The sequence below is a fragment of the Micromonospora parastrephiae genome, from assembly GCF_016802865.1.
Taxonomy (GTDB): Bacteria; Actinomycetota; Actinomycetes; order Mycobacteriales; family Micromonosporaceae; genus Micromonospora; species Micromonospora parastrephiae.
In genome coordinates this window covers 1-12,579 of record NZ_JAEVHM010000172.1, presented here as the reverse complement: position 1 = coordinate 12,579, position 12,579 = coordinate 1, and the positions used below count along the sequence as shown (strand labels likewise).

8 protein-coding genes and 1 pseudogene are annotated in these 12,579 nt (G+C 73.1%); 7 read left to right on the top strand and 2 right to left on the bottom strand.

The features are described 5' to 3' along the window. Nucleotides 1–305 precede the first annotated feature (305 nt). Nucleotides 306–3,803 (top strand): phosphodiester glycosidase family protein, encoded by a 3,498-nt coding sequence (locus JNW91_RS25075; protein WP_203177854.1) that lies wholly within the window; start codon nt 306–308, stop codon nt 3,801–3,803. Between the two features lie 47 nt (nt 3,804–3,850). Here the strand turns inward: JNW91_RS25075 and JNW91_RS25070 are convergent, their stop codons facing one another. Then, the gene (locus JNW91_RS25070; protein WP_203177853.1) at nt 3,851–4,747 is read right to left on the bottom strand and encodes a phosphatase domain-containing protein; all 897 of its coding nucleotides are present in this window, start codon (nt 4,745–4,747) and stop codon (nt 3,851–3,853) included. Nucleotides 4,748–5,022: 275 nt separating this feature from the next. Here JNW91_RS25070 and rpmE point away from each other — a divergent pair, with 275 nt between their 5' ends. After that, the gene (gene rpmE, locus JNW91_RS25065) at nt 5,023–5,247 is read left to right on the top strand and encodes a 50S ribosomal protein L31 (protein ID WP_203177852.1); all 225 of its coding nucleotides are present in this window, start codon (nt 5,023–5,025) and stop codon (nt 5,245–5,247) included. 126 nt (nt 5,248–5,373) lie between these two features. Continuing rightward, nucleotides 5,374–6,462, top strand: coding sequence for a peptide chain release factor 1 (gene prfA / locus JNW91_RS25060; RefSeq protein WP_203177851.1), 1,089 nt, complete (start codon nt 5,374–5,376; stop codon nt 6,460–6,462). Between the two features lie 56 nt (nt 6,463–6,518). Here prfA and JNW91_RS25055 read toward each other — a convergent pair whose 3' ends face one another. Then, the gene (locus tag JNW91_RS25055) at nt 6,519–8,066 is read right to left on the bottom strand and encodes a GGDEF domain-containing protein (protein WP_203177850.1); all 1,548 of its coding nucleotides are present in this window, start codon (nt 8,064–8,066) and stop codon (nt 6,519–6,521) included. A 73-nt stretch (nt 8,067–8,139) separates the two neighbouring features. Between JNW91_RS25055 and prmC the strand changes: the two genes are divergently transcribed. The 4 genes and pseudogenes from prmC to JNW91_RS25035 all read left to right on the top strand — a co-directional run bounded on the left by prmC (nt 8,140) and on the right by JNW91_RS25035 (nt 12,566). Further along, on the top strand, nt 8,140–9,087 hold the full coding sequence (gene prmC / locus JNW91_RS25050; protein ID WP_203177849.1) for a peptide chain release factor N(5)-glutamine methyltransferase: 948 nt from the start codon (nt 8,140–8,142) through the stop codon (nt 9,085–9,087). Continuing rightward, the gene (locus JNW91_RS25045; protein WP_203177855.1) at nt 9,087–9,734 is read left to right on the top strand and encodes an L-threonylcarbamoyladenylate synthase; all 648 of its coding nucleotides are present in this window, start codon (nt 9,087–9,089) and stop codon (nt 9,732–9,734) included. Before prmC ends, JNW91_RS25045 begins: the two co-directional genes overlap by 1 nt. After that, entirely contained in the window at nt 9,735–10,346 is a 612-nt protein-coding gene (locus JNW91_RS25040; protein WP_203177848.1) for an arsenate reductase/protein-tyrosine-phosphatase family protein, read from the top strand. It abuts the gene before it with no gap. 106 nt (nt 10,347–10,452) lie between these two features. Then, a pseudogene (locus tag JNW91_RS25035) lies at nt 10,453–12,566 on the top strand (transglycosylase domain-containing protein). Nucleotides 12,567–12,579 lie beyond the last annotated feature (13 nt).

The following is a 12,579-nucleotide window of genomic DNA, read 5'->3' as shown; positions in this document are numbered from 1 at the left end:
CCCGAGAACTCAACGGACGACCACGCCAAACCCTCGACTGGCACAATCCAGCCGAGGTACTCAACAAACACCTAGTTGCAACAACCGCTTGAAACCGCCGTGCCTCGGACACCGCGACTTCGTGGAACACAAGTCGATCAACGGATCTTCGAGTGCGGCAAGGGGAGGTCGGCCCGGCAGGGCGGTGCCGGCGGGAATCGGCGGCGTGCCCGGGCGAGGATCGAGGCGTGGCAGGCGTGGAATTTTCCTTCGGTTTGGCGCGGAGGTCTTGAAACTTCTATTCACTGCCGGGTTGACTGTCGTCCATGCGTACCCGCAGACGATCTGCCCGTCGCACCGGCGTCCTGCTGCTGACGCCGCTGCTCGCCTTGGCCGCGCCACTGCCGGCGACCGCCGCACCTCCGGCCCCGCCCGTCGCCGCCGCCGTGTCCCCACCGTCGGTGGATTCGTCCACCATCGCGGAGGATGCGCCGCCGGCGTCGTCCCGGCCGGGCGGCTCGGTCAGCCTGGCCGCCGACCCGGTAGCCGGGACCGCCCCAGCCGCCGCTGACGGTCTGGAGCCGGCCGGCGGTCTGGAGACCACGAAGGCCACCCGGCCGGTCGCGCCCGGTGTGCAGCTCACGTCCTTCGACCGGTACGACGCCGACGGCTGGCTGCGCGCCGATGCGCTCACCACCGACCTCGCCGGCGGCTCCACCGTCGACTACGTCAACTCCGGGGCGGTCAGCCGGGCCGAGCCACTGCGGAAGGCGGTGGACGACTCGCGCGCGGTCGCCGCTGTCAACGGCGACTTCTTCGACATCAACAGCTCGGGCGCCGCCCAGGGTGTCGGCGTCCGCGACGGCCAGCTGGTCCAGTCGGCGGTCAGCGGTCACCGCAACGCGGTGGTGGTCACCGCGAACGGGCTCGGCCGGGTGATCGAGGTGAACTTCGACGGCAGCGCCACCCTGCCCAGCGGGCCGGTCCCGCTGACCCAGTTCAACAACATGGTGCAGGCCGACGGCATCGGCGCGTTCACCGAGTTGTGGGGGACGTACTCCCGGCAGCGTGCGGTGGAGGGCGCGGCCCGGGTGGTCGAGGTCACCGTGACCGGCGGGCGGGTGGCCGCGGTGGCCGACGTGGCCGGCAGCGGCCCGATCGTCGCCGGCAGCACCGTGCTGCTCGGCCGCGACGCGGGCGCGGAAGCGCTGGCCGGGCTTCGCCCCGGTGACCCGGTGACGGTGGCGTGGCGGCCGAAGCCGTCCGACGGCAGCACCCTGCACGCGGCGGTCGGAGGCGGCAACGTCCTGGTCCGCGACGGTGTCGTGCAGAGCATCGCCGACCCGACGCTCGCCCCCCGCACCGCGGTCGGGTTCAGTGCCGACGGTCGGAAAATGATCATGTTGACGGTGGACGGTCGTCAGGTCGACAGCCGGGGCGTGACGCAGACCGAGATGGGCCGGATGATGGCCGAGCTGGGTGCCCACCACGCGCTCAACCTGGACGGCGGCGGATCCTCCACGCTGCTGGCCCGGGAGCCGGGCGCGCCGGCCGTGCAGGTGGAGAACGGTCCCTCCGACGGCAGCGAACGGGCCGTGCCCAACGGCCTGGCCATCTACGCGCCGAAGGGCAGCGGCCGACTCGCCGGCTACTGGGTCGAGACGGCCAGCGACCCCACGGCCGCCCCGGGTGTCTCACCGGTGCGCGGTGGCCGGCCCGACCGGGTGTTCCCCGGGCTGACCCGCACCATCACCGCGGCTGGCTACGACGAGACGTACGGTCCGGCGGCCGGCGCGCCCACCTGGCGGGCGACCCCGGCGTCACGCGGCCGGGTCGACCGCGACGGGGTGTTCCACGCCGGCGCCCCGGGGGTCGGCACGGTCACCGCCTCGCGGGGCCGGGCCACCGGCTCGCTGGCCCTCACCGTGCTCGGCCCGCTGGCCCGGATCGGCACCACCACGCAGCGGGTCGGTTTGACCGGCCGGGACGGCAACGCCTTGGTCGGCGTGGTCGGCTACGACGCCGAAGGCAACACCGCGCCGATCGAACCGGCGGATGTGACCCTCGACTACGACCGGGACCTCCTGCGGATCACCCCGACCGAGGACGGCAATTTGACCGTCACCGCGTTGCGGGACACCGGATCCGCCCTGATCACGGTCCATGTCGGACGCACGAGCGTCGTCCTGCCGGTCACCGTCGGGTTGACCGACGTGCCGGTCGCCGGCTTCGACGACGCCGCGTCCTGGCGGTTCAGCCAGGCCCGGGCCAGCGGGTCGGTCGCGCCGGCGCCGGGGCACACCGGCACCGGCCTGCGGATGTCGTACGACTTCAGCCAGTCCACCGGCACCCGGGCCGCGTACGCCGACCCGCCCGCCTGGATCGAGGTGCCCGGCCAGCCGCAGGCATTCGGCATGTGGATCCACGGCAACGGCACCGGGGAATGGCCCAGCCTGCACCTGCACGACGCCCAGGACACCCAGCACGTGCTGCGTGGCCCGCTGATCACCTGGACCGGCTGGCGGTACGTGGAGTTCGCGGTGCCTGCCGGCGTGCAGTACCCGGTGCGGGTGCGCCGCTTCTACGTGGCCGAGACGAACGCCGCCGCGCAGTACACCAGCGAGGTGATCATCGACGACCTGGTGGCGAAGGTCCCGCCCACGGTCGACGTGCCGGCGGTGCCCCCGCGTACCGATCGGGTGGTGGTCCGCGACGGCACGGTGGACGGCGCGCCCTGGCGGTTCGCGGTGCTCTCCGACGCCCAGTTCGTCGCCGCCGACCCGGACAGCGACCTCGTCGCCCAGGCCCGACGGACGCTGCGCGAGGTACGGGCGGCCCGTCCCGACTTCCTCCTGATCAACGGCGACTTCGTGGACACCGCCTATCCGGCCGACTTCGCGCTGGCCCGACGGATCCTCGACGAGGAGTTGGGCGACGCGCTGCCCTGGTACTACGTGCCCGGCAACCACGAGATCATGGGGGCCCCGATCAGCAACTTCGCTGCCGCGTTCGGTGCCACCTCACGGGTCTTCGACCACAACGGCACCCGGTTCGTCACGCTGAACTCGTCCACCGGGACGCTGCGCGGCGGTGGCTTCGACCAGGTACGGATGCTGCGCGAGACGCTGGACGCGGCGGCCACCGACCGGCGCGTCGGCTCGGTCGTCGTCCTGCACCACCACCCGGCGCGCGACCCCAGCCCGGCGCAGGCCAGCCAGCTCACCGACCGTAAGGAGGCGGCGCTGCTGGAGCAGTGGCTGGCCGACTTCCAGCACCGCACCGGCAAGGGTGCGCTGTTCGTGGGCGGGCACGTCGGCACCTTCCACGCCGACCGGGTGGACGGGGTGCCGTACGTGATCAACGGCAACGCGGGCAAGACGCCGTCCACCCCTGCCGACCAGGGTGGCTTCACCGGCTGGTCGGAGTTCGGCGTGGACCCGGTGACCCCGGCCGAGGCCGACCGGGCCCGCCGTGACCCGCTCGCCGAGGGGCCCCGCTGGGTGGACGCGGAGTTCCACGCGCACACCGACCGGCTCACGGTGACCGCCCCGGCCAGCGTCGCGGTCGGCACCCCCGCCGCGGTCACCGCCACGCTGACCCAGCCCGGAGGGCGTACGGTCCCGGTGGCCGCTCCGGTCAGCGCCGACTGGTCGGCCTCGCCCGGCGTGCACATCGGCTCGGCGGCGGGGGTGCGCCCGTGGCACACCGCCCGCTTCGACCCGGCCACCGGCACGCTGACCGCGCTGCGCCCCGGTGCCCCGGTACGCCTGACCGTCACCGTCAACGGCCTCCGCGCCGACGCCACCGTCGCCCTCACCCGCTGATGCGTACGGGCCCCTCGCGGTCGCTGACAGCGAGGGGCCCGTACACCTCAGAAGTCGCCGTCGGCCACCTGGAAGACGGTGAGGCCGAGGGCCCGCCACATCCGGACCACCTGGGCGCGGTCGTCGAAGACGCCGACCACCCGGTAGCGGTCCCGGATCTCCCGGTCGTAGATCTCCCGCTTGACGATCGAGTCCTTGCGGGAGTCGCCGACGGCGCGCAGGTGCAGGCCGAGATAGGGGACCCGGACGTGCCGGGCCAGCCACCCCTCGGTGGCCGGTCGGGCGGAGGCGTCCCGCCCCGAACAGAAGACCACCCCGTACCCGGCGGCGTGCATCGCCCGGACCGCCGCGATCACCGCCGGATTCGGCTGGTCCTCGCCCACCCGGGTCATGTCGTACGGGCTGCGGGACACGGCCAGCGCGACGGTGCCGTCGATGTCCACCAGGACGATCTCCGGCGGTTCGGTCGACGGCGGGTGCACGGCTCCGGGCCCTCCGGTGCGGGCCTGCGGCACCGGCAACGGCAGGTCCCGCCCCTCCAGGTACCGCTCGTGCAGCCGGCGGATCGCGTCCGCGCCGACCTGGTCGGCCACCGGGCGGGCGGCGTCGCGACGTAGGCACTCGTCCAGCGGTACGTCGGTGAAGTCGTGCACCTCGAAATCCGCGCCGTGCCGGGCGGCCAGATCGGCCCAGCCCCGCAACGTGCGGGCGCGCAGGTTGGTGTCGTCCACGCAGACGTCCGCCCGAGCCCGCAGCAGCGCCTCGACCTGGGCCCGCTGCACGACGGTCACCTGGGCCTCGGCCCACTGGGTGAACAGCCGCTCGCCGTGCAGCATGCGGCGCAGGTCGTCCCGGTTGACCCGCAGCACGGACGGCTGGAGCGTACGGGCGAAGGTGGTCTTGCCCGAGGCGGGCAGCCCCCGGGTGGCGATCAGGCGGGTCATCGGCGCACCTCCGGCTCGACCGACGTACCCCCGGCGGGGTACGCGGCGACGGTTCCCAGGATGGGCGAATGCCCCGCTGGGCGGCGGGAATGCGGACGGGTAGGCACGTGTTGACGATGCCGGACGAGGTGTGCGGCCCGATTGCCGGGCTGGCTCAGGCCCATGGCACACTGGTCAATCGGCCACCGGTTCCGGTTCACGCCCGAGCCCGTCGCGTACGGCGCGACGAGCGGTGACGGCGACCCGGCGACCACCAACGAGAGGACCGAGGCGAGATGAAGTCAGGCATCCACCCGGAGTACGTGACCACCGAGGTCAGCTGCTCCTGCGGCAACACCTTCCAGACCCGCAGCACCGCCAAGGGCGGGGCGATCCACGTCGAGACCTGCAGCGCCTGCCACCCGTTCTACACCGGTAAGCAGCGCGTTCTCGACACCGCCGGCCGGGTCGCGAAGTTCCAGCAGAAGTACGCCAAGGTTCAGGCCAAGAAGGCCAAGTAACTCCTCGTTCGGCGCCCGCGTCCGGTTCACCGCCGGACACGGGCGCGTCCGTATTTCACCTGTTTCCACCCGGCGACCGGCCTTCGGGTCGGCCCGGTGCCGCACCGTCGAAGGAGCACCCGCAGCATGAGCAGCGAGCGTCTGGCCGGCCTCCTCGACGAGTACGCCGAGTTGGAGAAGCGGCTGGCCGACCCGGCGATCCACGCCGACCAGGCCACCGCGCGCCGGGTCGGCCGGCGGTACGCCGAGCTGGTGCCGCTGCACAAGGCCGCCGACGAGCTGGAGCAGGCGCGCGCCGACCTGGCCGCGGCCCGCGAGTTGGCCGCGGAGGATCCCTCCTTCGCCGGCGAGGCGGAGTCGATCGCGGCATCCCTGCCGGCCCTGGAGGAGCGCCTCGCCGAGCTGCTCATCCCCCGTGACCCGCACGACGCCAAGGACGTGATCGTCGAGATCAAGGCCGGTGAGGGTGGCGAGGAGTCCGCGCTCTTCGCCGGTGACCTGCTGCGGATGTACACCCGGTACGCCGAACGCCACGGCTGGGTCACCGAGGTGATCGACGCACAGGACTCGGACCTCGGCGGCGTCAAGGACGTCTCGTTGTCGATCAAGACCAAGGGTGTGCCGGAGGGCGGCAACGGCGTCTGGTCGCGGCTCAAGTGGGAGGGTGGCGTGCACCGGGTGCAGCGCGTCCCGGTCACCGAGTCGCAGGGCCGGATCCACACCAGCGCCGCCGGGGTGCTGGTGCTGCCCGAGGCCGAGGACGTCGACGTCACCATCGACCAGAACGACCTGCGGATCGACGTGTTCCGTTCGTCCGGTCCGGGAGGGCAGTCGGTGAACACCACCGACTCGGCGGTGCGGATCACCCACCTGCCGACCGGCATCGTCGTCTCGTGTCAGAACGAGAAGTCCCAGTTGCAGAACCGGGAGCAGGCCATGCGCATCCTGCGGGCCCGGCTGCTCGCGGCGGCCCAGGAGCAGGCCGACGCCGCCGCCTCGGACGCCCGCAAGGCGCAGGTGCGCACGGTGGACCGCTCGGAGCGGATCCGCACCTACAACTTCCCGCAGAACCGGATCACCGACCACCGGATCGGCTACACCGCGTACAACCTGGACCTGGCGCTGGCCGGCGAGATGGACGGCGTCCTGGACGCCCTGACCGAGGCCGACCGCGCCGCCCGCCTGGCCGGCGACACCGAGCTGACCCGCCGCTGACCCGCCGCTGACCCGCCGCTGACCGCGCCGTCGCGCTGACCGGCCGGTGCCGACGGTCAGCTGGCGCGCGGGCGGGACTTGGCGCGCAGCATCTCCCGGTCGGCCTCCTCGAAGGCGACGCTGAGCGCGTCGCGTAGCCCACCGCCGCCGGAGACCTCGGCGAAGCCGATACTCACCCCGACTGGCGTGCCCGGCACAAGCGACTCCCAGTCCTCGGCGCGGACCGCCGTCTCGATCCGGCGGGCCACCTCGCCGGCCTCGGTCATGCCGGTGTCCGGCAGCACCACGACGAACTCGTCACCGCCGTAGCGGGCCACGAAGTCCCCCCGACGCATCACCCGGTTGATCACCCCGGCGATGCGTTGCAGGACCAGGTCGCCGGAGTGGTGCCCGTGCCGGGTGTTGACCGCCTTGAAGCCGTCCAGGTCGCAGACGCCGATCACCACCCGTTCGCCACGGGTGACCACGGCGGTGATGTACCGCTCGAGTCGACGCCTGTTGGGCAGGCCGGTGAGCGGGTCGGTCAGTGCCTCCCCCTCGAACCGGGCCGCCTCGCGGCGCATCTCCTCGTGGTCGATCCGGGCGGCGATGCCGTCGATGTAGACGTCGCGCAGCCGGTCGTTGCGCTGTGCGGCGAGCCGGAACGCCAGCCGGTCGGCCCGGTGCGCGGCCACGTGGTCCCCGGCCCGGGCCAGCGCGATGCTGCGCAGCCGGGCCGGCTCCGCCGTGCCGAGTGTCTCGGTGGAGACCCGGATGGTGTCCAGCCGGGCGACCGCCTCGATCGGCCGGCCGGCGGCGACGGCCAGGCAGACCTGCCCGAGGTGCCGCATGTCGCGGGCACGGGCGCTGTCGCCGCCGTTCTGGAGCAGGTGGGACGGGTCGATGTCGACGCTCGGCTCCACCCGGTCGCCGAGCGCCGCCTGCCGGGCCGCCGCGTACCCGTACGCGGCGAGGCTGCTCGGGCGCAGCCGGTCGGCGCGACCGCTGTGCACGAACCGGGCCAGATCGGCCGCGACGTCGCGGAGCACCCGCAGGCAGCCGTCACTGTCGCCGTTGTGGTCCAGTGCCACGGCGTTGCGCAGCCGGATGCCCGGCGCGGCGAACGTCTCCTCGGGGATTCCGGCGGTCAGGCCGAGTTGCCGGGCACGTTCGATCGCGCCCAGGGCGTACCCGTGGAAGCTGAGGTAGCTGTAGGCCATCGCGAGGTCGTGCCAGCCCCAGGCGGTGTCCCGGTCCGGGTCCTCCACCGCGCCCAGCGCCCGGGCGGCCTTCACCAGATGGGTGACGCAGCGGTCCAGTGCGCCCTGGTGGTGCGCGGCGAGCGCGGCCAGCGCGTTGAGGTGCCCGTGCAGGTAGGGCTCGGCGAGGTCACGGACCGCCGCCGACGCCTCTTCGATGGCACGGGTGAACTCCGCCGTCCGACCGAGATTGATCAGCGCGGAGAGACGCTGCACCATGGCGTCCGCCCGGGCCGCCGGGTTGGTGGTGGTGCGGATCACCCGCTCCAGCAGGGCGTACGACTCCGCAGAGCGACTGGCCTCCTGCAACGCCCGGGCGTGCGTGAGAGCGTCAACCTGGTCCTCGACCCGGTCGAGCCAGCCCACCCGCAAACCTCCCGTCGTGTGCGTCTCGACGCACCCGTTCGTCACGTCGCCCGCGACGCATCATGATTATCGCGTGACCACTCTGCCGCAACACCCCCCCGAGGGGACAGGGAGGCTCCGTCCGTCCGCCGCGGTGGCCCGCGCGGCCCGGACGCTCGCCGCCGCGGGGGTGGGCCCGGCCCGTGTGGAGGCCGAACTGCTGGCGGCGTACGTGCTGGGGGTGCCCCGGGGCCGGCTGGCGCTCGCCGACGACCTGGACGACGACGAGCTGGCGCGGCTCGACGACCTGGTCCGTCGTCGCGCCGGCCGGGAGCCGTTGCAGCACCTGACCGGCCGGGCCGCGTTCCGGCACCTGGAGCTGGCGGTCGGCCCGGGTGTCTTCGTGCCCCGGCCGGAGACCGAGTTGCTGGCCGGCTGGGGCGTCGAGCAGGCCCAGACCCGGCCCGAGCCGTTGGTGGTGGACCTGTGCAGCGGTTCCGGCGCCATCGCGCTGGCGGTGGCGCAGGAGCTGCCGGGGGCCCGCGTGGTGGCGGTGGAGCGGTCCCCGGCGGCGCTGGGCTGGCTGCGGCGCAACGCGGCGGAGCGGGCCGCGGCGGGGGACCGCCCGATCGAGGTGGTCGAGGCCGACGTGACCGCACCGGATCTGCTGGCGGAGCTGGTCGGTCGGGTGGACGTGCTGCTCTGCAACCCGCCGTACGTGCCGGTCGAGGTGGTCGTGCCGCCCGAGGTGGCCGCGCACGACCCGGCGGAGGCGGTGTTCGGTGGGGCGGACGGCCTGGCGGTGATCCGGCCGGTGATCATCCGGGCGGCGGCGCTGCTGCGCCCCGGCGGCATGGTGGGCGTCGAGCACGACGACACGCACGGCGCGGCGGTGCCCGACCTGTTCGTCGCGGACGGCCGGTTCGCCGCCGTCACGGAGCATCCGGACCTCACCGGGCGGCCCCGGTACGCCACCGCGTCCCGACGGGCGGACGGCCAGCACGCCCCCGGCGGGGCGGCGTGGCAGACTGACTCCTCGTGATGCTCTACGACTGCCGGTCGCCCGCTGATCGGGACCGCGGCATCGCTGCGGCCATCGAGGCGGTCAAGAACGGCGAGCTGGTCGTCCTTCCGACGGACACCGTCTATGGAATCGGCGCGGACGCGTTCACCCCGTACGCGGTCAAGGCGCTGCTGGACGCGAAGGGCCGGGGTCGGCAGATGCCGCCGCCGGTGCTGATCGGGTCCCGGCACACCCTGGACGGGTTGGTCTTCTCGCTGCCCACCGCCGCACGGGACCTGGTGGAGGCGTTCTGGCCGGGTGCGCTGACGATCGTCGTCGAGCACTCGCCGAGCCTGCAGTGGGACCTGGGCGACAAGACGGGCACGGTGGCGGTGCGGATGCCGTTGCACCCGGTGGCCCTGGAGGTGCTGCGGGAGACCGGCCCGATGGCGGTCTCGTCGGCCAACAAGACGGGTCAACCCGCCGCGGTGACCGCCGAGGAGGCGCGCGACCAGCTCAGCTACTCGGTGCGGGCGTACCTGGAGGCCGGGCCCTGTCCGGACCCGGTGCCCAGCACGATCGTGGACCTGACCGGTGAGGTGCCGCAGTTGCTGCGGGCCGGCGCGATTCCGCTGGAGAAGCTGCGCGACGTGGTCCCGGATCTCGTCGACAGCCAGGGGGTCTGAGTGCCCCCGTTCACCGTGCTGCACGTCTGCATGGGCAACATCTGCCGTTCGCCGATGGCCGAGCGGCTGCTCGCCCTCGCCGTGCGGGAGCGGTTGGTCCGGCGTGAGCAGGACCCGGCCCGGGCGGAGGAGCTGCTGCACAGCCACAGCGCCGGCACCGGTGGTTGGCACGCGGGCGAGGAGATGAACCCGCCGGCGGCGCGGCAGGTCATCGGGCGCGGTGGGGATGTCGAGGGCTTCGCCGCCCGCAAGCTGCGCTCGGACCACATCGACGCCGCCGACCTGGTGCTGACCGCGACCGCCGACCAGCAGGAGTACGTGGTGGCGCTGCGGCCGGACGCGGCGGCCCGGACGTTCGTGCTGGGCGAGTTCGGTCGGTTGCTCGCGGCGGTGGACACCAGCGCGCTGCCGGCCGCCGAGGCGACTCCGGAGGCGGTGTACGCCCGGGGTGTGGCCCTGGTGGCCGCGGCGCACGACGCCCGGCTGGGTGCCTCGGCGCTGCCGACGGACGATCTGGACGACCCGTGGGGTCGCGGCGACCAGTGCTTCAACAGGGTCGCCGACGAGATCGAGGAGACGGTCCACCCGCTGGCCGGCGCGCTGCTGCCCTGAGCGCCGTGCGAGTTTCCTCCGGGTTTGGTGAAAACCGGTGGTGAAAGGGGCGTTCCGGGTCATTCTGAACGGGTCCTAGCGTGACCGGCTCCTGCGGGGAGAGCTGATGATCCGGGCCCATCTCGACAAACTGCTGACCGTGGTGATCGCCGGCGTACTGGCCGGGCTGATGCTGGCAGCGGCCGCCCTGCCCGCGGCCCTGGTCTTCGGAATCGGCTTCAGCGCCCTGTCCACGCCCTACTCGGAGCTGCCGAACACCCTCCGTACGCCACCCACCGCGCAGCGCTCCAACCTCTACGCCAACGACGGCACCACCCTGATCACCTCCTTCTACCAGGAGGACCGGTGGGACGTGCCGCTGCGTGAGGTGGCGCCGGTGATGCGCCAGGCGATCGTGGCCGCCGAGGACGTCCGGTTCTACCAGCACAGCGGTGTGGACCTGCGCGGTGTCGTGCGCGCGTTCACGGTGAACAAACGCGACGGCCAGACCCGGCAGGGCGCCTCCACACTGACCATGCAGTACGTCCGCAACGTCCTCAGCAGTGACCCCCGGCTGACCGAGCGGCAACGCCGCGCGGCCACCGAGATCACCACCGCCCGCAAGCTCCAGGAGATGCGGTACGCCCTGGCGATGGAACGGGAGCTGAACAAGGAGGAGATCCTCACCCGCTACCTGAACATCGCCTACTTCGGCGCCGGCGCGTACGGCATCGCGGCGGCCAGCAAGCGCTACTTCTCCCGAAGCCCGGCCGACCTCACCCTGGCCCAGGCCGCGCTGCTGGCCGGCCTGGTCCGGTCTCCGGACAGCGACGACCCGATCAACGGCGACGCCGACAGCGCGCTGAACCGACGGGCGTACGTGCTGGAACAGTTGGTGGAAACGGACCAGGTGTCGGCGGACGCGGCTGCGGCGGCCCGGGCCGAGCCGTTGCAGCTGCGGCCCAGCGAGACCCCGAACGACTGCACGGCGTGCCCGACGGGCACAACGACTGGGGATTCTTCTGCGACTGGTTCACCCGGTGGTGGAGCGCCCAGGCGGCGTTCGGGTCGACCGCCGACGAGCGGCAACGCACGCTGCGCCGGGGCGGATTCTCCATCGTCTCCTCGCTGGACCCGGGGGTGCAGCGGGCCACCACCGAGCAGGTCCTGCGGATCTACCAGCCGACCGAGGCGCGGGCGTTGCCGACCGTGGTCGTACAGCCAGGCACCGGCCGGGTGCTGGCGATGTCGGTGAACCGCAAATACAGCGTCCAGGACAACCCGGTCGGGCAGAAGAACCACCCGAACACGGTGAACCAGCTGGTCGCCGGCGGCGGCGCGATCGAGGGATACCAGGGCGGGTCGACGTTCAAGCTCTTCGCCATGCTCGCCGCGCTGGAGTCCGGCATGCCGCTGTCGACGGACTTCGTCGCGCCCACCCAACTGCTCACCCGCTTCCCGGTGAGCGGCTCGGCGAGCTGCGACGGCCGCTGGTGCCCGGTGAACGCCAGCCCCTCGTCGATGGACGGCCCGCGCACCATGTGGAGCGCGTTCGGCCGCTCGGTGAACACCTACTTCGCCTGGCTCACCGAGCGGGTCGGCGCCGACCGGGTGGTGGAGATGGCCGAGCGGCTCGGCATCGTGCTGCGCGCCGACTCCGACGCCCGGCTCGCCCGCTACGGCGCGAAGAACTGGGGTCCGTTCACCTTGGGCGTGGCCGCGACGACCCCGTTGGACCTGGCGACGGCGTACGCCACGGTGGCGGCCGAGGGAACCTGGTGCGCCCCGCTGCCGGTCGTCTCGATCACCGACTCGGGTGGCCGGCCCGTCGACGCCGCCAAGCCGGACTGCCGGCAGGTGCTCGACACCGACGTGGCCCGGGCGGCCACCGACGCCGCCCGCTGCCCGGTCGGCGACCAGTCGATGTACGGGCGCTGCGACGGCGCCACCGCACCCACCCTGCGCGCCAAGCTCGGCCGGCCGGTGGCCGGTAAGACCGGCAGCTCGGAGCGGTACGAGACCGAGACGGTCGTGGCGTTCACCCCGCAGCTGGCGGTCGCGTCGATGGCGGCGAACCCGGACGATCCCCGCGACGCGGTCGGTCAGGCGGTGCAGTCGCGGATGGTGGACGCGGTCGGCGAGGTGCTCGCCGCGGCCCTGCGCGACCAACCCGTCCGCGACTTCGTCCCGCCGAGCGAACGAACCGCCTTCCAACAAACCAGCCCCCGAGCCGGCAACTAACCCCAACCCCAAC